The organism is Roseomonas nitratireducens, assembly GCF_017813355.1.
Taxonomy (GTDB): Bacteria; Pseudomonadota; Alphaproteobacteria; order Acetobacterales; family Acetobacteraceae; genus Neoroseomonas; species Neoroseomonas nitratireducens.
Genome location: NZ_JAGIYZ010000007.1, coordinates 148,927 through 169,958, shown reverse-complemented (window position 1 = coordinate 169,958; position 21,032 = coordinate 148,927). Strand labels below are relative to the sequence as shown.

Here is a 21,032-nt window from a genome sequence, read left to right as displayed (position 1 = left end):
CGCGAGCGCGAATGCGCGACCGCGCCCAGACGATCCGCCGCGCCGGGCGCTCCAGTGCATGGCGCGCAAGCCAAGCCGGCGAATACCGGCGCCGGCGCCTGAGGTCGGGAACTACGTCTCCGCCCCGCCATTCACCTGCAGCATCTGCCCGTTCACGAAGGCGCCGCCATCGGAGACGAGCAGGCGCAGCACCGCCGCCACTTCCTCCGGCCGGCCCTGCCGCCCGACCGGCACGCGCTGCACCAGCGCCTGGCGGTACTTCGCCGCCGCCGCGTCCGCATCCTCCTCGTCCGACGCGATCGGGCCAGGCGAGATGGCGTTCACCGTCACGCCCTTCGGCCCGAACTCCTTCGCCAGCGCCTTGGTCAGCCCCCAGACGCCGTGCTTGGCGACGGAAACCGGCGCCCGGCCGGCATAGCCATGGATCGCGTTCATGCCGGTGAAGTTGACGATGCGGCCCCAGCCGGCCGCCAGCATCCCCGGCAGGCAGGCGCGCGACAGCCACACGGCCGCGTCGAGGTCGACGGACATGACGCGCCGCCACTCGTCCTCGCTCATCTCCAGGAACGGCTTGGACGGCCGCAGCGCCGCGTTGTTCACCAGCACGTCCACGGCGCCGAAGCGCGCGATGCCCTCCGCCGCGATGCGCGCGCAGGATGCGGGGTCGCCCACATCGCCCATGGCGACCAGCGTCGCCGCGCCGCGCGCCGCGGCCTCCGCCGCCACGCGATCGAGCGCTGCGCGGTCGGAGGAGCCGTTGAGGACCAGGTCGTAGCCGTCCTCCGCCAGGGTCAGCGCGACCGCCCGCCCGATGTTCCGCCCCGCGCCCGTGATGAGCGCCGCCTTGCGCCGTGCCGCCATGTGTCCGATCCCCCCTTGGAGTGCACTGCCTGTCTAGCGGCCGCGGCGCCGGGGCGGGAGGGGGTCAGGCCGGGACCGGCACCCGCGCCGCGAGCGGGTCGAGCAGCCCCTCGATCGCCGCGGGCTCCTCCCATTCCAGCCGGATCGTCACCACGGTGACGCGGTTGCGGAAGGCGGGCGGGATGCGGACGAAATCCTTGCGCGTCGTCACCGGCGTGGCGCGCAGCGCGTCCGCCTGGGCCAGCAGGTCGCGCAGGTCGCCCTCGTCGAAGGGGTAGTGGTCGGCATAGGCCTGGCGGCCGGCGAGGAAGGCCCCGGCTTCCTGCAGCGTCGTGAAGAATTTGCGCGGATTGGCGATGCCGCAGAAGGCGAAGACCGGCTGGCCGGCAAGCAGTTCCGCCTCCGGCCCCGGCTTCAGCGTGGCGCGCAGCACCGGCAGGCCGGGCGGCAGGGCCGCGAGCGCGCCCGTCTCGTCCTCCCCGATCAGCACCGCGGCGCGGCAGCGGGACGCGGCGGCGGCGACCGGCTCGCGCAGCGGCCCTGACGGGATGACCCGCCCGTTGCCGAAGCCGTAGGACCCGTCGATCACCAGCAGCGACAGGTCCTTCTCCAGCGTCGGGTTCTGCAGGCCGTCATCCATGACGATGGCCTGGGCGCCGGCGGCGACGGCCGCCTGGGCCCCGGCGGCGCGGTTCGCGGCGACCCAGGTCGGGCGCTCGGCGGCCAGCAGCAGGGCCTCGTCGCCCACCGCGGTGCTGTCATGCGCCGCCGTGTCGACCCGCGCCGGCCCCTTGAGCCGCCCGCCATAGCCGCGCAGCAGGAAATGCGCGCCGATGCCGCGATTGCCCAGGCGTCGCCCGATATCGAGCGCGACGGTCGTCTTGCCCGCCCCGCCGGCGGTCGCGTTGCCGCAGCAGATGACCGGGATAGGCGCCTGCCAGCCGGCGCGCGCCATGCGCCGGGCCGTCGCGGCCGCGTAGAGGGCGGAAACCGGCGAGAGCAGGAAAGGCGCAAGCCCCCCGCTGCCGCCGCTCCAGAATTCAGGAGCGCGCATCAGACCCTGTCGTCCACCTTCCCCGTCTTCGGCGGCCCGGATGTTTCCGGCCCCGCCTGCCCCCGGCCGTCCGGCACGGCCGCCCTATCGTCCCCGGTCGGCAGCAGCGGCAGCAGGGCCGCGGCGATCCGCCCGGGCAGGCCGGCCTCCTCGGCCGCGATCGAGAGGGCCGCCCCAGCCTGGGTACGCCGTCTCGCCTCATTGGTTAGCATGGCGGAAACCGCCTCGGCCAGCGCCCCCGCCGGGTCGGTTCCGGGATCGATCCGGGTGAGGCCGCCGGCGGCCTCCATCCGGGCGAGAATCTCGGCGAAATTCCAGGTGTGCGGGCCGAGCAGGACAGGACAGCCGAGGCGCGCGGGTTCCAGCGGGTTCTGCCCGCCATGCGGCACCAGGGAGCCGCCGATGAAGGCGAGCGCCGCCAGCCGGTAGAACAGGCCGAGCTCGCCCAGCGTGTCGGCAACCAGGACGGCCGTGCCAGGGCCGGGGTCCTCGCCGAGGGATCGGCGTGCCGCCGGCAGGTCCCCCGCCAGCGCCGCCACTTCCGCCCCGCGTTCGGGATGGCGCGGCACGATGATGGTCAGCAACCCCGGATGCCGCGGCGCGAGCCGCCCATGCGCGGCGAGGACCAGCGCTTCCTCCCCCGGATGGGTGCTGGCGGCGAGCCAGACGGACCGGCCGGCGACAAGGGCGCGCAGGCGTTCCAACTCCGCCGCTTCGACCGGCAAGGGGGGCGCGGCGTATTTCAGGTTGCCCGGGACGCGCACGTCCCGCGCGCCGAGCGCGCCGAGCCGCGCCGCATCCTCCGCCCCCTGCGCCAGGATGACGGCGAAGCGGGAGAGTACCTGTCGCGCGAAGCCGGGCGCGCGGCCCCACCAGCGGGCGGACCGCGCCGACATGCGCGCATTGACCAGGGCGAGCGGAATGCCACGCCGCCCCGTCTCGGCCAGCAGGTTCGGCCACAGCTCGGATTCGACGAAGACCGCGGCGTCGGGCCGCCAGCCGTCGAGGAAGCGCACGGCCCAGGCCGGCACGTCCAGCGGCACGAAGCGATGCGTCACGCGCGGCGCGAGCGGGGCCGGAAGCCGGCGGGCGAACAGCGTGGCCGAGGTGACGGTGCCGGTGGTGACCAGCAGGTTCAGGCGCGGCGCGGCCTGCGCCAGCGCATCGATCAGCGGCAGGATCGACACCGTCTCCCCCACGCTCGCCGCGTGCAGCCACAACAGCGGGCCCTGGGGCCGCGCGGCGCCTTGGCCGTAGCGCTCGGGGATGCGGTCCGCGATCTCCTTGCCGCGGGCGGCGCGGCGGCGGAGATGCAGCGGCATCAAGGGGGCGAGGGCGGTCGCGGCGAGGCGCCAGGCGAGGGCGAGGACGTTCATGGCGAAGGGCGGGGGTTCGGGGGAGGTTCCCCTTCACCGACCTTCGCCAGCCTGTCCACGACCTCGCAGGCCGCCGTCAGCGCGGCGGCGATGCGCGGCAGCGCGTCCTCCACGCCATCCCGCGCCACCGCCACCGGCGCGCCCACCACTGCGAAGCCGCGCCCGAAGGGCAGCGGAAAGCGCATGCGGTCCCAGGACCCGGCGAGCCGCATGCGCGTCGACGCCACCGCGCAGGGCAGCACCGGCACGCCGGTGAGGGCGGCGAGTTGCGCCACGCCCGGTGCGGCGACCCTCGCCGGCCCGCGCGGCCCATCGGGCGTGATCACGGCGACGCCGCCGCCCGCGAGGATGCGTGCCAGCCCGCGCAGCCCCGTCGCGCCGCCGCGGGAGGAGGAGGCATGCACCACGTCGATTCCGAAGGGCCGCACGGCGGCTGCGATCAACCGCCCGTCACGGTGGCGGGAGATCAGGACCTGCGCCCGCCGCCCCCCCTGCGGCACGCGCCGGCCGAGCAGCCGCCAGCCGAGTGCCGCGAGCGGCAGCCTCTCATGCCAGAAGGCGAGGATCATCGGCCCTTCGGCGAAGGGGCGCGCATGCTCCTCCCCTACCAGGGTCCAGCGCGTGGTGGCCCAGACGAGGCGGAGATAGAGCGCGACGAGACGCGCCAGCATCCCCTGCACGGCAGGGTGGCGGATCAGGCGTTTCGCCATGGGTCCGGGCGGAGGGCGAGCATCACTTCGCGGCCGTAGCACGGGCCGGGCCGGCAGCGAAGCGACCGGCCCGGCGGTGCGCAGGTTCCCCTGCCCTGCCGCCGCGTGGCAGACTTGCAACCAGAAGGTGCGAAGGCGGTACGAGATGCGTTCGAATTCGGTTCGGGTGATGGTGCTGGCGGTCGGGTTCGTCGCGCTGGCGGGCGTGCTGGCCGCGTGCAAGGACCAGGCGCCGCCGGCGCAGCAGACAACGGCCGCGCCGCCCGCCGTCTTCGTCACGCGGGTCGAGCGCCGCGCGATCGCGCAGGAGGCTGACTTCATCGGCCGCGTCGAGGCGATCGACAAGGTCGAGGTCCGTGCCCGCGTCACCGGCTTCCTCTATGCCCGCCACTTCAACGAGGGCGACCGGGTGAAGGCGGGCGAACTGCTCTTCACCATCGAGCAGGCGCCCTACGCGGCCGAAGTCTCGCTCCGCCAGGCGCAGCTCGACCGGGCGGAGGCGGAGCTGCGCAACGCCAGCCTGCAGGTGGAGCGCGGGCGGGAACTGGTGCGCACCAACAATATCCCGCAGAGCACGCTCGATGAGCGGATCGCGGCCGAGGGTCAGGCTCGCGGGGAACGCGACGCGGCCAAGGCGCAGCTCGACCAGGCGCGCATCCAGTACGGCTACACGGAAATCCGCGTGCCCTTCGATGGGCGCGCGGGCCGTTCGCCGCTCAGCCCGGGCAATGTGGTAGGGCCGGAGACGGGCATTCTGGTGACGATCGTGCGCGACGACCCGATCCGCGTGAGCTTCCCCGTGACGCAGCGCGAATTGCTGCGCGTGCGCCGCGCCGGCGGCGCCGGCGGGGAAGGCGCGCAGGTGCTGGTGCGCCTGCCGGACGGGACGATGATGGACACGGCCGGGCGGCTCGAATTCCTCGACGTGACTGCGAACCGCAGCACGGACAGCGTGCTGGTGCAGGCCTCCGTGCCCAATCCGCAGCGGCTGCTGACCGACGGGCAGGCCGTGACGGTGGTGGTGCGGGAAGGCAGCCCGCGGGAGGTGATCACCGTCCCGCAATCGGCGCTGAACATCGACCAGCAGGGCCCCTTCGTGCTGGTGGTCGGCGCCGACAACAAGGTCGAGGTGAAGCGCATCCGCAGCGCCCCCGGCCCGGCGGGCCAGGTGGTGGTGACGGAAGGGCTCGAGGTCGGGCAGATGGTCATCACCGAAGGCTCGCAGCGCGCGCGGCCCGGCCAGCCGGTCACCCCCCGCCCGCATGAGGCGCCGCCCGGCGCCACCCCGGCCAGCCCGGCGCGCGGCGGCTGAACCGATGATCAGCAAGGTCTTCGTCGACCGGCCGCGGCTCGCGGTCGTGATCGCCATCGTCATGACCATCGCCGGCATCGTGGCGCTGCGCGTCATCCCGGTGGCGCAGTTCCCGGACATCGTCCCGCCGCAGGTCTCGGTGACCGCCAACTTCCCCGGCGCGTCCTCCGAGGTAGTCGAGGCGACGGTCGCGCAGCCGATCGAAAGCCAGGTCAACGGCGTGGACGACATGATCTACATGCGTTCCACCAGCGGCAATGACGGGTCCTACAACCTCACCATCTCCTTCCGCGTCGGCACGGACCCCGACCAGAACACCACGAACGTGAACAACCGCGTGCAGCTGGCGCTGGCGCAGTTGCCCGAGGAAGTGCAGCGCCAGGGCCTGACGGTGCGCAAGAAGTCCTCCGCCCTGCTGCAGGTCATCACGCTGCGCTCCACCACGGGGCAGCAGGATCCGCTGTTCCTGTCGAACTACGCCACCATCAACATCATGGACGTGCTGCGGCGCGTGCCGGGCGTGGGCGACGCGGCGATGTTCGGCGCGCGCGACTACGCCATGCGCATCTGGTTCGAGACCGACCGGCTGACCGCGCTCAACCTGACGCCGAACGACATCGTCAACGCCATCCGCGCGCAGAACCAGGTCGCACCGCTCGGGCGCATCGGCGCGCAGCCTTCGTCCAGCGACACCTCCTACCAGCTGAACATCCGCACCACCGGGCGGCTCGAGGATGTGGAGCAGTTCGGCAACATCCTGGTGCGCGCCAATTCCGACGGGTCGGTGCTGCGCGTGCGCGACGTGGCGCGGATCGAGCTCGGCGCCTGGAACCAGGACCAGGCGATGACGCTGAACGGCCAGGACGCCATCGGCATCCAGATCTACCTGGCCCCGGGTGCGAACGCGGTCGGCACGGCGGAGGCGGTGGCGCGCACCATGCGCGGGCTGGCCGCCCGCTTCCCCGCCGGCGTGGAATACGCCGTCACCTACGACACCACGAGCTTCGTCAAGCTGACGATCGAGGTGGTGATCCACACGCTGATCGAGGCCTTCGTCCTCGTCGTGCTGGTGGTGTTCCTCTTCCTCGGCTCGGTGCGCGCGACGCTGATCCCGCTGATCGCCGTGCCGGTGAGCCTGATCGCGACCTTCATGGTCATGAACGCGATGGGCTATTCGGCCAATACCGTCTCGCTGCTCGCGATGGTGCTCGCCATCGGCATCGTGGTGGACGACGCGATCGTGGTGGTCGAGGCGGTGGAAGCCAAGATGGAGGAGGACCATTCGCTGTCGGTCGCGGACGCGACCAAGGCGGCGATGGAAACAATCACGGCGCCGATCATCGCCATCACGCTCGTGCTGCTGTCGGTCTTCGTGCCGCTCGCCTTCATCCCCGGCATCTCGGGAGAATTGTTCCGCCAGTTCGCGGTCGTCGTCTCGGTGGGCATGTTCTTCTCGGCGATCAACGCGCTGACGCTGTCCCCCGCGCTGTGCGCCGTGCTGCTGTCCGCCCATCACGGGCCGAAGCGCGGGATCATGGGGCGCGTCTCCCGTGCCATCGACTATGTGCGGGACGGCTACGGGGCGATCGTGGCGCGCCTGGTGCGCGTGGCGCTCGTCTCGATCGTGCTGCTCGCGGCCTTCCTCGCCGGCATCGTCGGCGTCGGGTCCCGCACGCCGACGGGCTTCCTGCCGCAGGAGGACCAGGGCGCCTTCTTCGCCGAGGTGGTGCTGCCCGATGGCGCCTCGCTCAACCGCACCCGCGGTGTGACCGCCCAGGTCGAGGCCGCCATCCGCGACCTGCCCGGTGTGCAGGACGTCATGGCGATCAGCGGCTACTCGATGCTGAACGGCCTCGCCCAGTCGAACACCGCCATCATCATCGTCACGCTCAAGCCCTTCGCGGAGCGCACCGCGCCGGGGACGGACGTCAACGCGCTGATCCGCGCGACGGTCGCGCGCACCAACGAGGTTCCTGCGCGGATCATTCCCTTCAACCTGCCGCCGATCGTCGGCCTGGGCACCGCGGGCGGCTTCGAGTTCCAGTTGCAGAACCTGGAAGGGCGGCCGGTGCCGGAAATGGCGGCGGTGATGCGCGCCCTGGTGCTCGCCGCGAACCAGGAGCCGAACCTGACGCGTGTCTTCTCGACCTTCGCCGCGGCCACGCCCTCGGTCTTCCTCGAGATCGACCGCGACCGGGCGCAGGTGCTCGGCGTCTCGCTCAACGACATCTTCCAGGCGCTCTCGGCCGCGATGGGCGGGGCCTATGTCAACGACTTCAACCTGTTCGGCCGCACCTGGAAGGTCAGCCTGCAGGCCGAGGAGGCGGACCGCGCCGGCATCCCCGACATCTGGCGCGTGCATGTGCGCAACCGGGACGGGGAGATGATCCCGCTGCGCGCGCTGGCCGATGCGCGGATCGAGTTCGGGCCGCAGGCGATCATCCGCTACAACAACGTCCGCAGCCTGACGATCAACGGCGAGCCCGCGCCCGGCCGATCCTCGGGCGACGGGCTCGCGGCGATGGAACGCGTCGCGGCCGCGACCCTGCCGCCCGGCTATGCCTTCGAATGGACCGGCACCGCCTTCCAGGAGAAGGCGGCGGCGGGGCAGACCGGGATGATCCTCGCGCTCGCGGTGCTCTTCGCCTTCCTGTTCCTGGTCGGGCTGTACGAATCCTGGACCATCCCGGTCCCGGTGCTGCTGTCGGTGTCGGTCGGCGTGCTCGGCGCCATGATCTCGATCGGGCCGTCGGGCCTCGCGCTCGACCTCTATGCCCAGGTCGGCATCGTGGTGCTGATCGCGCTCGCCGCGAAGAACGGCATCCTGATCATCGAATTCGCCAAGGAGCAGCGGGAGCACCACGGCAAGTCGATCCAGGAGGCCGCGGCGCTGGGCGCCAAGCTGCGGTTCCGCGCGGTGATGATGACGTCCTTCGCCTTCATCCTCGGCCTCTATCCGCTGGTGGTGGCCGAAGGTGCGTCGGAGATCAGCCGCCGCGCGGTCGGCACGCCGGTCTTCTGGGGGATGCTGGCGGCGTCCTCCGTCGGCATCTTCATGATCCCGATGCTCTACGTGGTGTTCCAGTCGCTGCGTGAACGCATCAAGGGCATGATCTTCCGCAGCCCGGCGGCGGGCGCCCCCGCCCCGTACGCTTGACCCGGGGCGCGCGAGACCCGATCTCTGTTACAACTGCGGGGGCCATGCGCCCCCGTCCCCCCAGATGGAGACCCCCCATGGGCGACCTGACCAAGCCGGTTTCGGACGACACCTTCAAGCAGGACGTGCTGGACTCGCCGGGCCCCGTGCTCGTGGATTTCTGGGCCGAATGGTGCGGCCCTTGCCGGATGGTGGCGCCGATCCTCGATGAGATCGCCGCCGAATACGCCGGCAAGCTGACGATCGCGAAGGTGAACATCGACGACAACCCGATGACGCCGACCGAATACGCGGTGCGCGGGATCCCGACGATGATCCTGTTCAAGGACGGCAAGCCGGTCGAGACGAAGGTCGGCGCGATGCCGAAGGGCGCGCTGAAGGCCTGGATCTCGGGGGCGATCGGGGAATAGGGCGGAGAGAACTTCTCCCCGCCTACCCGATCGGCACCAGCGTCGCCCTGAACTGCGCCGCGCAGGCCTCCCACGACCAGCCCTCCGCATGCGCGCGGCAGGCCGCGCGGTCGCAGTCGAGCGCGCGAAGGCACGCCGCGCGCAGGTCCTCGTCCAGCGCGCCGACGCGCCGGTCCGTCACCACGTCGAGCGGCCCGGTCACGGGGAAGGCCGCGACCGGCGTGCCGGCGGCCAGCGCTTCCAGTAGCACCAGCCCGAAGGTGTCGGTCCGCGACGGGAAGACGAACACGTCGGCACCGGCATAGGACCGCGCCAGCGCGCCATTGTCGCGATACCCGGTGAAGTGCGCGCCGGGGAAGCGCTGCATCAACCCCGCCCGGGCCGGCCCATCGCCGACCACCACCTTGCTGCCCGGCAGGTCGAGCGCGAGGAAGGCCGCGATGTTCTTCTCGATCGCCACCCGCCCGGCATAAAGGAAGATCGGCCGCGGCAGCCCCTCCCACGGGTCGCGCGGCTCGGGCCGGAAGCGCGCGAGATCGACGCCGCGCGTCCAGGCCCGCACCTTGGTGAAGCCGCGCGACGTCAGATCCTCCCGCAATGACTGCGTCGCCGCGAAGGTGCCGGCGCCGGCCTCGTGGAAGCGCCGCATCACCGCCCAGGACCAGGCGACGGGGATGCGCGTGCGCGCATGCAGGTATTCGGGGAAGCGCGTGTGGAAGGCGGTGGTGAAGGGCCATCCGCGCTTGCGGCACAGCGCGCGCATCGCCCAGCCGAGCGGACCCTCGGTCGCGATGTGCACGGCTTCCGGCGCGAAGGCGTCGACCAGCTTCGCGAGCTTCCGTCCCGGCGCGATGGCCATGCGGATCTCGGCATAGCCGGGCATCGGCACGTTCAGGAACCGGTCGGGCCCGATCACCTCCACCGTGTCGCCGCCGGCGCGCAGCTGATCCACCACGATGGACAGCGTGCGCACCACGCCGTTGACCTGCGGATGCCAGGCGTCCGAGACGATCAGGATGCGCAAGGGCGCGCTCCGCGCACCGATGCAGTCGGCGGCGAGGGCCGCGCCGGCATCGTCCATCGGGCCCTCAGGCGGCCGGCAGCGCGGCGGGCGCGCGGCGCGGCGCGCGGGCAAAGGACAGGCGGTTCTCCCGCGCCCAGTCCACCAGTTCGAACCGCCCATCGGCGTGCTCGACCAGCGCGGTGCAGGATTCCACCCAGTCCCCGTCATTCATGTAGAGCACGCCCGATACGGTGCGCATCTCGGCATGGTGGATATGCCCGCAAATCACGCCGTCCAGGCCGCGGCGCTTCGCCTCGGTGGCGAGCGCGGTCTCGAAGCGGTCGATCGCCTTGACCGCCTCCTTCACCTGGCGCTTCAGCCATTGGGAGAGCGACCAGTAGGGATAGCCGAGCCGCCGGCGTGCCGCGTTGAACCAGCGGTTCAGCGTCAGCGCCCAGTCATAGGCCCAGTCGCCGAGATGGGCGAGCAGCTTCGCGTAGCGGATCACGCCGTCGAACTCGTCGCCATGGATGACGAGGAAGCGGCGCCCGTCGGCGGCGGTGTGCTCCGCCTCGCGCACCAGCTTCACGCCGGCCACTTCCAGGCCGAGCCAGTCGCGGAAGATCTCGTCGTGGTTGCCGGGGATGTAGATCACCTCGGTGCCGTGGCGCGCCATGCGCAGCACCAGGCGGATCGCCTCGTCATGGTCGGCGTCCCAGTACCAGGACCGGCGCAGCCGCCAGCCATCGATGATGTCGCCCACCAGGTAAAGGCGCTCGCATTCCACCCGGCTGAGGAAGTCCACCAGGAAGTCGCTGCGGCATCCCTTGGTGCCGAGATGGACATCGGAGAGGAAGATGCTGCGGTAGCGGCGGCGCGGGGCGGTCTCGTGCATCCGGCTCGGTCTCCGTGCGCCGGCGGGTGCGCGGGCGCGTCCCGCGCGATTCGACGGCGTGCTGCAGATGCGCGGGGCGATAGCGCGCGGATCGGCGGCCGCGCGTGAATCTTGGATGAAGCATGCTCTCCAGGGCGTTGCGGACACGCATGTCATTCCAAGGTCGCGAAAGCGTCCCCGAATCGTCACCACCGCGCTGCCAGAAGCCATGCCCCATGCCCAGACGCATGATGATCGTCTTCAACCCCGCTGCCGGCGCACGCCGTCGCCGCCGGCTGCTCGCCGCGCTCGACCTGATGCGCGGCCTTGGCATGCGGCCGGAGGTGGCGGAGACGACGCATCGGGGCCATGCGACAGTGCTCGCACGCGATGCCGCGCGCGAGGGCGTGCGCATCATCGTCGCGGCGGGCGGCGACGGCACGATCGCGGAAGTGGCGGCGGGAATCTCGGGGTCGGACAGCGCGCTCGGCGTGCTGCCGCTCGGCACGGCGAACGTGCTCGCGCTCGAACTCGGCCTCCCCCGCGCGCCCGCCCGCGCGGCGGAGGTGCTGGCGATGGGCCGCACCTCGCTGCTGCATCCCGGCCTCGCCCGCTACGGCGACGGGCGGGAGGTGCTGTTCGTGCAGATGCTCGGCGCCGGCTTCGACGCCGCGGTGGTGCACCACCTGCCGGGCGGGCTGAAGCGCGCCATCGGCAAGGGCGCCTATGTGCTGCAGACGATCCGCGAGATGCCGCGCTACCGCTTCACCACGCTCTGCGCGGAGCTGGACGGGCGGCGGGAGGAAGCGGCGAGCGCGATCGTCACTAAGGGCCGGCTCTATGCCGGGCGCTTCCTGCTCGCCCCCGGCGCCGACCCGCATGAGGAAGGCTTCCATGTCGCGCTGTTCCGCGACGCCGGCGTGCTGGCGGCGATGCGCTATGGCGCCGCGTTGCCCCTCGGCATGCTGCCGCGGCTGCGCGGGGTGGACCTGATCCGCGCCGGGACGGTGCGGCTTGCCGGGATCGGCGTGCCGGCGCAGGCGGATGGCGATGCCGCCGGCGCATTGCCGCTGGAGATCGGCCCCGCCCCGCGGCCGATGCGGATCGTGGTGCCCTGATGTGTCGCGCGCGGTGATCGCGGGCCGGCACCTGTGGTTGGATGCTCAGGTCGGCGGCGGTGAGCTCCTTGCCTCGGACGGGTTCCTCGCCGCGGTCGAGGAGAACGGACTGAAGGGCTTTCGCGCGCGGAACATTCGAGAGGCCTAGGCCGCGATGCGGGCGATCCGCGCCACCACCCCCCGTCCTTGGCGACCACGCCGCGCGCGGCGCAGCCGCATCGCCGCCATGATCGACGGTCTGCGCAAGCCGATCCTGCTGCGGAACAGGCGGGACGCACCATCTATCCTGTTCCGCCCACGGTCCGCACCGATCGAGATCAAGGCGGCGATCGCCGCGGCCGTGTCACATTGGCCTATCCTGTGCCGCCGCCCCCGCGGCGACCGGAGTGTCCGCGTCCCTGCCACCCATGGGTTCGATGGTGCGCCGTATGATCAGGCGATCGGTCCGCTCTCCGATCGTCGCCGCCCGGCCGGTGCCACGCCCGAGGAGTATGAAGATGCCTGCCGACCTCACGCCGTTTCCCTGGGCTGCCTACGGGCTCGACGCCTGGCAGCGCTCCGTCCTCTTCCTCGACGTGCTGCGCGAGCGCGGCAACGCCTTCCTCGAGCGCGAGGACGATCCGATGCGCAACGTCCTCACCTTCGGCTTCGAGCTGGTGATGGACGGACGCGACCTGCCGCGACCGGTGAACTACTGGATGGCGCGCGTCACGCCGCCCGAGGGCGCACCGCCCACCGACCCGCTGAACCGCCCCTTCATCGTCATCGACCCGCGCGCCGGCCACGGGCCGGGCATCGGCGGCTTCAAGGCGGACAGCGAGATCGGCGTCGCCATCGCGGCCGGCCATCCCTGCTATTTCGTGGGCTTCCGACCCGAACCCGAGCCCGGCCAGACCATCGAGGACGTGGTCCGCGCCATCATCGCCTTCGCCGAGGAGGCCGGGCGCCGGCACCGGGACGCCGAGGGCAAGCCCGTCGCCATCGGCAATTGCCAGGCCGGCTGGGCGCTGTTGATGGCCGCCGCGATCCGCCCGGAGGCCTTCGGGCCGCTGATGGTCGCGGGATCCCCGGTCTCGACCTGGGCGGGCACCGAGGGCCGCGCGCCGATGCGCTACCTCGGCGGGCTGCTCGGCGGATCCTGGCTCACCGCCATGACGGGCGACCTCGGCGGCGGCAAGTTCGACGGCGCCTGGCTGGTGTCGAACTTCGAGAGCGGCAATCCCGCCAACACCTACTGGACCAAGCAGTACGAGGTCTGGGCCGATATCGATCGCGCCGCGGAGCGCTACCTCGGCTTCGAGAAATGGTGGGGCGGGCATGTCCGCCTGAACGCCGCCGAGATGCAGTTCATCGTCGACCAGCTCTTCGTCGGCAACCGGCTGGCGACGGGCGAGCTGACCTTCTCCGACGGCACGCGCGTGGACATGCGCGCGATCCAGTCGCCGATCATCGTCTTCTGCTCGGAAGGCGACGACATCACGCCGCCGGCCCAGGCGCTGTCCTGGATCACGGACCTGTATGGCGACGAGAACGACCTGCGCACGCACGGACAGACCATCGTCTATTCGGTGCATGGCAGCATCGGCCATCTCGGCATCTTCGTCTCGGGCGGTGTGGCGCGGAAGGAGCACAACGAGTTCGCGTCGAACATGGACATGATCGACGTGCTGCCGCCCGGGCTCTACGAGGCGGTGCTGCGGCCGGCGAAGGAACAGGCGCGGGCCGAGCTCGCCGGCGGCGATTGGCTGGTGAACTTCCAGACGCGCCGTTTCGAGGACCTCGCGCAGCATGGCGGCACGGATCCCGAGGACGAGAAGCGCTTCGCCGCGGCGCGCCGCGTCTCGGAGGCGAACCTTGCGCTGTATCGCCAGTTCGCCCAGCCGGTGGTGCGCGCGCTCGCCGCCCCGCCGGTCACCATGGCGTTGGAACAGCTGCATCCCGCGCGCCTGTCCTACACCCTGTTCTCGGACCGCAACCCGGCCATGGCCTGGGTGCGCTGGGCGGCGGAGATGGCGCGCGGCAACCGCAAGCCGGTGCCCGAGGACAATCCTGGCCGGCTCGCCGAGCGCCAGGTCTCAGAGGCGGTCACGCGCATGCTCGAGGCCTATGGCCGCCAGCGCGACGCGCTGAGCGAGCGCGTCTTCCGCGAGGTCTATGCCTCCCCCGCCGTGCAGGCGCTGACCGGCATCGCCACGGAGACGGCGCCGCCGCGCGCGCGGCCCGGCCAGAGCCCGGACCATGAGCGCTTCGTGGCGCTGGCGGGCGAGCGGCTGCGCGCCGCCATGGCCGAGGGCGGGCTGCACGAGGCGCTGCTGCGCGCCCTGATCTGGGTGCGGCTGCCGACGGCCAATGCGGATGAGCGATCCTTCGCCATCATCCGCCGCATCCGCGCCGCGATGCGGCGGGACGCGCTGCCGCTCGCCGAGTTCAAGCGCACCATCCGCCAGCAATTCTTCATGCTGATGATCGACGAGGCGCGGGCGATCGAGACCTTGCCCGGGCTGCTGCCCGATGACCCGGGCCTCCGCGCTGAGGCGCTGGCCGCGCTGCGCGCGGTGGTCGAGGCGGCGGGCGACCTGCCGCCCGAGGCCGCGCGGCGCCTCGCCGAGGTGGAGCGGATCTTCGGCGGCGACGACCACGCGGCGAAGGCCGCGCCGGACGGCGCGACGAGCCTCGTCGCGCGGCGGATCCGGCCGGTCCGCGCAGGGTGACGCGCCGGCATACGCGGTCGCGACGGGGACTCGGCGCCGACCCGGGGACCCGCCTGTCGGGCGAGGCTGAAACCACTCTGCCGGTCGCGCGGCCTTCGCGCGGCGCGGCGGCGCGATCTTGCAGGAGCACCATTGATGCGTGTCGGCGAACCGCCGGAAGGACTCGAGGCGGCGGTCAGCGCCGCGGCGTCATGGCTCAAGCTGGGCATCGAGGCGGTCAGCGTGGCCATCATCCTGGTCGCGATGCTGCTGGCGCTGGCGCGGCTGACGGGCCATGCCTTCGGCAGGGAGACGGGCAATGTCCGGATGGGCCTCGCGCGCGGCCTGTCGCTCGCGCTGGAGTTCCAGCTCGCGGCCGACATCGTCGGGACCGCAATCTCGCCCGACTGGGACCAGATCGGAAAGCTCGCCGCGGTCGCCGCGATCCGCACCTTCCTGAACGTCTTCCTGCAGCGGGAACTCGCGGAGGAACAGGTCGCGCCGCCGCCGCGCGGCTGACGGCGCGGGCACGAGCGAACGGAGCCTCCCTGACCGGCGCCAGGGTAAGTGCCCACCACGCCGCGATGGTGCCGGCGCGCGCGCATCGCGGCGCCGGCGGCCCGGCCGCCCGCAAGGGCTTCGCAGCAGCGATGGCGGATGTCGCCACCGCACATGCCGACCAGGCCGAGCGCGGCCCCGCGGCGATGGTCCGCGCGCCGCGCACCGGCCGCATCGGGATCCGCGCCAGCGCCGCAACGGCCATGCGCACAGGAGGCCAGGAATGAGCACGTCGCGGCCTGCCGCATCCGCCGCCACGGCCTTGCTGCCGCCGCTCGGATGGCTGCGAGGCTATTCGGGAGCCTGGCTGCGGGGAGACCTCGTCGCCGGCGTCACCCTCGCGGCCTATGCGCTGCCGGTGGCGCTCGCCTATGCGACGCTCGCCGGGCTGCCGCCGCAGGTGGGCGTCTATGGCTACATGCTGGGCGGCCTGGGCTACGCGTTGCTGGGCTCCTCCCGCCATCTCGCCATCGGGCCGACATCGGCGATCTCGCTCATGGTCGCCGCGAATGTCGGCGTGATGGCGGGCGGGGACGCCGCGCGCTACGCCGAGATCGCAAGCCTCGCCGCCTTCACCATCGCCCTGCTGTGCGTGATCTCATGGGCGCTGCGGCTGAGCGTGCTGGTGAAGCTGATCAGCGACAGCATCCTCATCGGCTTCAAGGCGGGGGCGGGCATCACCATCGCGGTGACGCAGCTGCCCTCGCTGTTCGGCGTCGCGGGCGGCGGGCAGAACGTGATCGAGCGACTGACGAAGCTGGCCGGGCAATTGCCCGGTCTCCATCCGACGACGCTGTTCGTGGGCCTGACGGGACTCGCGCTGCTGGTCGCGGGCGGCCGGGCGCTGCCGGGGCGGCCGGTCGCGCTCGGCGTGGTCGTGCTGTCGATCCTGGCGGCGAGCCTGTTCGGCCTCGCCGGGCATGGCGTGGTGATCACGGGATCCATCCCGGCGGGCCTTCCGGAGATCGGCCTGCCATCGCTCCGGCTCTCGGATGTCGAGGGAATCGTGCCGCTGGCCGCCGGCTGCCTGCTGCTGGCCTACATCGAAGGCGTGTCGGCGGCGCGCAGCTTCGCGGAGAAGCACGGCTACGCGCTGAACCCGCGGCAGGAATTCCTCGGCATCGGGGCGGCGAACCTGATGGCGGGCCTCGGTCACGGGTATCCGGTCGCGGGCGGGCTGTCGCAATCGGCGGTCGCGGAGAAGGCGGGGTCGCGGACGCCGCTGGCGCTCGTCTTCGCCTCGGCCACGCTCGCCTTCTGCCTGCTGTTCCTCACGGGGCTACTCGCGAACCTGCCGAAGGCGACGCTGGCCGCGGTGGTGCTGACGGCGGTCGCGGGGCTGATCGATGTGCGGGCACTGGCGCGGCTGTGGCGCGTCAGCCGCGTGGACTTTGCGGCCGCAGCCGTCGCGCTGATTGGCGTGCTGCTGCTCGGCATCCTGCAGGGAATCCTGCTGGCGGCGCTCGCCTCGGTGCTGATGATGCTGGTGCGGGCGAGCCGGCCGCATGTCGCCTTCCTCGGCCGCGTGCCCGGCACCTCGCGCTACAGCGACGTGGCGCGCCACCCGGAGAACGAGCCGATCCCGGGCGTGCTCGCCTTCCGTCCAGACGGATCGCTGCTCTACGTGAACGCGGATAACGTGATGGAGGCGGTGCTCGCGCGGCTGGCCACGCAGCCGCCGGGCGGCATCCGGCTCGTGGTGTGCGACCTGTCGGCCTCCCCGCACATGGACCTGCCGGCGGTCGGGATGCTGCACAAGCTGCACGCGACACTCGCCGCGCAGGGCATTCGCCTGCTTGCCACCGGGGCACATGGCGGCGTGCGCGACCTGCTGCGGCGCGACGGCATCGCGGACCTGCTCGGCGGCATCGGGCGGGATTCCACGCTTGAAGGCGCGCTTGACGAGGCGGCGGCGGCGCGATGAGGCGCGCCGCAACGGATGTGGCAGTGCGGCGCTGATCGTCGCCGGTCGCGCGCAGCATGGCCGCCGCGGCGGCGCCATGCGATCGGAAGGCGCGCGCGATCCCGCTCATCGGATCACGCCAGGGCGGACATCGCGCCGCGCGATGCCGCGCCCACCTCACGCGTCGAACGCGTGCCTTGCAGTTCGGGTCACGTAGAGGCGCCGGGCGGGGGTCACGCTCCCCCGAACGCTTCGCCTACTGCTGCGGGATGCCCGCCGCCCGGACCACGGTCGCCCAGCGGTCCACCTCGCTGCGCACGAGCCTCGCGAGCGCCTCCGGACCCTGTGCCTCCGGCGCGGCCGGGATGGAGCCCAGCTGCTCGATCCGCGCGCGGATGGCCGGGTCGTTGACCGCGGCGCGCAGCGCGGCATCGAGGCGCGCGACGACCGGCGCCGGCGTCCCCCGCGGCGCGAAGACGGCGTTCCAGCCCTGGAAGATGTAGTCCGGCACGCCCGCCTCGACCGCGGAAGGCACGTTCGGTGCGTTCGCGTTGCGCGTGGCGGCCGCCGTCAGCAGGCCGCGCATCGTGCCCGAGGTGATCTGCGGCACCGCGGCGGGGGCGAGCAGGCAGGCGCTGTCCACCGTCTGCGCCACCACGTCGTTCAGCGCCGGGCCTTCGCCACGATAGGGAATGTTGTTCAGGTCCACCCGCGCCAGGTGCTGGAACAGCGCGCAGGCGAGGTGGTTCGTGGATCCGATGCCGGCATGGGCGTTCGTGACCGTGCCGGGATTCGCCCGCGCCATGGCGATGAACTGCTCCATGGTCTGGGCGGGATGGCCGTTGCGCACCACGAAGAACAGCGGCGTGCCGGCGATCAGCCCGATCGGCTGCAGCTCGCGCGGGTCGTAGGCGATGGAGCGGTAGATGGACGGCGCCGCGGAATGGCTGCCGAGGCTGCCGACCGTCAGCGTGTAGCCGTCCGGCGCCGCCTGGGCGCCGCGGGCCCCGCCAATGGTGCCGCCGGCGCCGGAGACGTTCTCCACCACCACGCTGCGGCCGAGGGTGCGCGTCATGTGCTCGGCGACGATGCGGGCGAGCACGTCGGTCGCCCCGCCGGGGGCGAAGACGACGATCATGGTGATCTGCCGCGCGGGGAATTCCTGCGCGCGCGTGGGCGCAGCCCAGGCGAGCAGCAACGCCGCGGCGGCGGCGAGCAGGCGGGTCATTCTCGGTGTCCTCCCGTTGAGGCCCGACCGGGCCCCGGTTGTTGCGCCTAGCGAAACCCTTTTCGCTTTCTGTCGTCAAGGCTATGCTTCTCCCCGGATGGTTTCGTCTGGCGGATCGGGGCGCGGCATGGCGGAGGAGAGCGAATTGGCGGGCGCGCGGGGGGGCAAGGACCCCTATCTGCTGGCTTCGCTGCATCGCGGGCTCGAGGTGCTGGACTGCTTCGCCGAGCGCGAGAGCTGGACGCTGTCGGACCTCGCCGCCCGTCTCGGGCACAACAAGGCGACCATCTTCCGCGTGCTGCACACGCTCGAGCAGTTCGGCTACCTGGCGAAGGAGTCCGCGACCGGCCGCTACGGCCTGGGGCTGCGGCTGCACGCGCTGGGCACCGCCGCGATGCGGCACGAGCAATTGCGCTGGCAGGCGCTGCCGCCCCTGCAGGACCTGGCCGAGGCGACCGGCGAGACGGTCCATGTCGGCATCCTGCACGAGGGCGTCGTCGTCACCGTGCAGATCGTCGAGGGCACGCATGCGGTGCGGATGCATTCCGCCGTCGGCAAGCGCAGCCCGGCGCATGCGAGCGCGCTCGGCAAGGTGCTGCTCGCGCACCTGCCGGATGCGGAGGTGGACGGCGTGATCGCGGCGCATGGCCTGCCGCGCTTCACGCCCGCCACCATCACGACGGCCGAGGGGTTGCGCGCCGCGCTGCATCGCGTGCGGCTCGACGGCATCGCGCGCGACGAGGAGGAGATCGAGCCGGGGCTGCGCTGCCTCGCCGCGCCGATCACCGACCGTTCGGGCCGGCCGACCGCGGCGCTCGCCATCTCGGCGCCCGCCTCCCGCATGGATGCGGCGCGGGTGGCGGAACTCGTGCCGCGCGTGAAGGCCACGGCGGCGCGCATCTCGAGAATGCTCGGCAGCCCCTCCATGGCGGCCGCCTGACACCGATCATCAAGGGAGACGTCCATGGACGGCAGCAGCAAGGCGGCGCTGATGAACGGCGCCGACATCATCGTCGACCACCTGGTGCGCAAGAAGGTGCCCTACCTGTTCGGCCTGTGCGGGCACGGCATCACCGGCTTCATGGATGCGGCCTTCAAGGCGCAGAACCGCATCCGCACCATCTCGACCCACCATGAGCAGACCGCCGGCCACATGGCCGACGCCTACTACAAGGTGCGCGGGGAACCGGTGGCCACCTTCACCTCCTGCGGGCCGGGCTCGGCCAACATGGTCGTCGCGCTCGCCGCGGCGATGATGGATTCCTCGGCCTTCCTCGCCATCACCGGCAACGTGCCGACGGGGCAGTTCAACCGCGGCCCGTTCCAGGAGACGGGGCGGCATTTCCAGGGCGACTTCCCCTCCGTCATCCGCCCCTATGTGAAGCGGTCCTTCCAGCCGACGCGCGCCGACATGGTGCCGCTCGCGGTGTCGCAGGCCTGGGACCAGCTGACGGCCGGGCGGCCGGGGCCGGTCAACCTCGACGTGCCGCTGAATGTCTTCGTCGAGGAGACGCCGTACACGCCGTCGGACACACCGAACCGCGTGATGAACGGCGCGCCCGGCAACCCGGCGGAACTTTCCGCCGCGCTCGACCTGCTGCTGTCGGCCGAACGCCCGGTCATCATCGCAGGCCAGGGCGTGCTGATCGGCCAGGCCTGCGACGCGCTGGTGGGTTTCGCGGAGCTCACGCGCATTCCCGTCGTGACGAGCCCGAACGGCAAGGGTGCCATCCCGGACCGGCATGACCTCGCCTTCGGCGCGACGGGGCGCAACGGCGCCTATGCGGCGAATGACGCGACGCGCAACGCCGACGTCATCCTCGCCATCGGCTTCTCCTTCGACGATCGGGCGACGAGCGCCTGGCTGGACGGCTACACGCTGTCCATCCCGCCGTCCCGCCTGATCCAGATCGACATCGACCCGAGCGAGATCGGCCGCAACTACCCGGCGGAATACGGCATCCTGGGCGATGCGAAGGCGAGCCTCGAATTCCTGATCGAGGCCGCGAAGGCACGAATCGGCGGCGCGCGGCAGATCACGGAGTCCTGGCTCGCCCGGCTGCGCAAGGGCCGCGCCGTGTGGCGCGAATACCAGGGCGGGCTGGCCGAATCGGACCAGATGCCGCTGCGCCCCGAGCGGCTGATGCGCGCCCTGTCGCGCGCCATCCCGGAGGATGCGGTCGTCGCATCGGATGTCGGCGTGCACCACAACTGGATCATCCAGCTGATGGACACGCTGCGGCCGCGCCACCTGATCCATTCCTGGGGCTTCGCGGCGATGGGCTTCGCGACCTCCGGCATCCTCGGCGCGAAGCTCGCGGCACCCGAGCGGCCATGTGTCGCGGTGGTGGGCGACGGGTCCTTCCTGATGACGCCGCACGCGCTGGCCACCGCGGTGGAATACGACATCCCCGTGGTCTGGGTGGTGTGGAACAACAACGGCTTCTGTTCGATCCGCGACATCCAGCACGGGATGTTCGGCGGGCGGGAACTCGCCACCGCCTTCGAGGTGCAGCGCAGCGGGGAGCTCTACAGCCCGGACTTCGCGCTGATGGCGAAGTCCTACGGCGTCGCCTCCCACCGCGTCACGCATGTGGGCGAGGTCGAGGACGCGATCCAGACGGCCATCAAGGCGAACCGTCCCTACCTGGTCGAGGTGCCGGTGGACCGGGACATCCGCCCGATCGGCACGGGGTCGTGGGACCTGCCGCCGCTGCCGAACCCGGAGCCGAACTTCCTCAAGGCGCTGCAGGCGCGGGGGCTGTCGCTGTAGCGGGC

General features: G+C 72.0%; 16 protein-coding genes. 9 read left to right on the top strand and 7 right to left on the bottom strand.

Annotation, left to right across the window (positions count from 1 at the left end; genetic code table 11):
* Nucleotides 1-111: 111 nt before the first annotated feature.
* The 4 genes from J5Y09_RS09565 to J5Y09_RS09550 all read right to left on the bottom strand — a co-directional run bounded on the left by J5Y09_RS09565 (nt 112) and on the right by J5Y09_RS09550 (nt 4,001).
* Nucleotides 112-861 (bottom strand): SDR family NAD(P)-dependent oxidoreductase, encoded by a 750-nt coding sequence (locus J5Y09_RS09565; protein ID WP_209351528.1) that lies wholly within the window; start codon nt 859-861, stop codon nt 112-114.
* A gap of 64 nt (nt 862-925) precedes the next feature.
* Nucleotides 926-1,915 carry a tetraacyldisaccharide 4'-kinase gene (gene lpxK, locus J5Y09_RS09560; protein WP_209351527.1) on the bottom strand — a complete coding sequence of 330 codons (990 nt, stop codon included), beginning with the start codon at nt 1,913-1,915 and terminating at the stop codon, nt 926-928.
* Nucleotides 1,915-3,291, bottom strand: coding sequence for a 3-deoxy-D-manno-octulosonic acid transferase (locus J5Y09_RS09555; RefSeq protein WP_209351526.1), 1,377 nt, complete (start codon nt 3,289-3,291; stop codon nt 1,915-1,917). The genes lpxK and J5Y09_RS09555 overlap by 1 nt, the downstream gene beginning before the upstream one ends.
* A complete protein-coding gene (locus J5Y09_RS09550) occupies nt 3,288-4,001 on the bottom strand; it encodes a lysophospholipid acyltransferase family protein (RefSeq protein WP_209351525.1) in 714 nt (237 codons plus the stop codon). Before J5Y09_RS09550 ends, J5Y09_RS09555 begins: the two co-directional genes overlap by 4 nt.
* 145 nt (nt 4,002-4,146) lie before the next feature.
* On the opposite strand from J5Y09_RS09550, the gene J5Y09_RS09545 reads away from it, so the two are divergent.
* The 3 genes from J5Y09_RS09545 to trxA all read left to right on the top strand — a co-directional run bounded on the left by J5Y09_RS09545 (nt 4,147) and on the right by trxA (nt 8,880).
* Entirely contained in the window at nt 4,147-5,313 is a 1,167-nt protein-coding gene (locus tag J5Y09_RS09545; protein ID WP_209351524.1) for an efflux RND transporter periplasmic adaptor subunit, read from the top strand.
* A 4-nt stretch (nt 5,314-5,317) separates the two neighbouring features.
* Nucleotides 5,318-8,470: an efflux RND transporter permease subunit gene (locus tag J5Y09_RS09540; protein ID WP_209351523.1), complete on the top strand. Its 3,153-nt coding sequence runs from the start codon at nt 5,318-5,320 to the stop codon at nt 8,468-8,470.
* Between the two features lie 77 nt (nt 8,471-8,547).
* Complete coding sequence (trxA, locus tag J5Y09_RS09535; protein WP_209351522.1) at nt 8,548-8,880, top strand: thioredoxin TrxA; 333 nt, start codon at nt 8,548-8,550, stop codon at nt 8,878-8,880.
* Between the two features lie 22 nt (nt 8,881-8,902).
* On the opposite strand, the gene J5Y09_RS09530 is transcribed toward trxA, so the two are convergent.
* Both J5Y09_RS09530 and J5Y09_RS09525 read right to left on the bottom strand, forming a co-directional pair.
* Nucleotides 8,903-9,961 (bottom strand): glycosyltransferase family 4 protein, encoded by a 1,059-nt coding sequence (locus tag J5Y09_RS09530; RefSeq protein WP_245216977.1) that lies wholly within the window; start codon nt 9,959-9,961, stop codon nt 8,903-8,905.
* Between the two features lie 7 nt (nt 9,962-9,968).
* The gene (locus J5Y09_RS09525; protein ID WP_209351521.1) at nt 9,969-10,778 is read right to left on the bottom strand and encodes a UDP-2,3-diacylglucosamine diphosphatase; all 810 of its coding nucleotides are present in this window, start codon (nt 10,776-10,778) and stop codon (nt 9,969-9,971) included.
* A gap of 215 nt (nt 10,779-10,993) precedes the next feature.
* Between J5Y09_RS09525 and J5Y09_RS09520 the strand changes: the two genes are divergently transcribed.
* The 4 genes from J5Y09_RS09520 to J5Y09_RS09505 all read left to right on the top strand — a co-directional run bounded on the left by J5Y09_RS09520 (nt 10,994) and on the right by J5Y09_RS09505 (nt 17,047).
* The gene (locus J5Y09_RS09520) at nt 10,994-11,875 is read left to right on the top strand and encodes a diacylglycerol/lipid kinase family protein (RefSeq protein ID WP_245216976.1); all 882 of its coding nucleotides are present in this window, start codon (nt 10,994-10,996) and stop codon (nt 11,873-11,875) included.
* A 497-nt stretch (nt 11,876-12,372) separates the two neighbouring features.
* Nucleotides 12,373-14,586: a DUF3141 domain-containing protein gene (locus J5Y09_RS09515; protein WP_209351520.1), complete on the top strand. Its 2,214-nt coding sequence runs from the start codon at nt 12,373-12,375 to the stop codon at nt 14,584-14,586.
* 135 nt (nt 14,587-14,721) lie between these two features.
* Nucleotides 14,722-15,084, top strand: coding sequence for a DUF1622 domain-containing protein (locus tag J5Y09_RS09510; RefSeq protein WP_209351519.1), 363 nt, complete (start codon nt 14,722-14,724; stop codon nt 15,082-15,084).
* A gap of 262 nt (nt 15,085-15,346) precedes the next feature.
* Nucleotides 15,347-17,047 carry a SulP family inorganic anion transporter gene (locus J5Y09_RS09505; protein WP_209351518.1) on the top strand — a complete coding sequence of 567 codons (1,701 nt, stop codon included), beginning with the start codon at nt 15,347-15,349 and terminating at the stop codon, nt 17,045-17,047.
* 235 nt (nt 17,048-17,282) lie between these two features.
* Here the strand turns inward: J5Y09_RS09505 and J5Y09_RS09500 are convergent, their stop codons facing one another.
* Nucleotides 17,283-18,254: a Bug family tripartite tricarboxylate transporter substrate binding protein gene (locus tag J5Y09_RS09500; RefSeq protein WP_209351517.1), complete on the bottom strand. Its 972-nt coding sequence runs from the start codon at nt 18,252-18,254 to the stop codon at nt 17,283-17,285.
* 127 nt (nt 18,255-18,381) lie between these two features.
* Between J5Y09_RS09500 and J5Y09_RS09495 the strand changes: the two genes are divergently transcribed.
* Nucleotides 18,382-19,194 carry an IclR family transcriptional regulator gene (locus J5Y09_RS09495; protein WP_209351516.1) on the top strand — a complete coding sequence of 271 codons (813 nt, stop codon included), beginning with the start codon at nt 18,382-18,384 and terminating at the stop codon, nt 19,192-19,194.
* A gap of 24 nt (nt 19,195-19,218) precedes the next feature.
* Complete coding sequence (locus J5Y09_RS09490; RefSeq protein ID WP_209351515.1) at nt 19,219-21,027, top strand: thiamine pyrophosphate-binding protein; 1,809 nt, start codon at nt 19,219-19,221, stop codon at nt 21,025-21,027.
* The last annotated feature ends 5 nt before the right edge of the window (nt 21,028-21,032 follow it).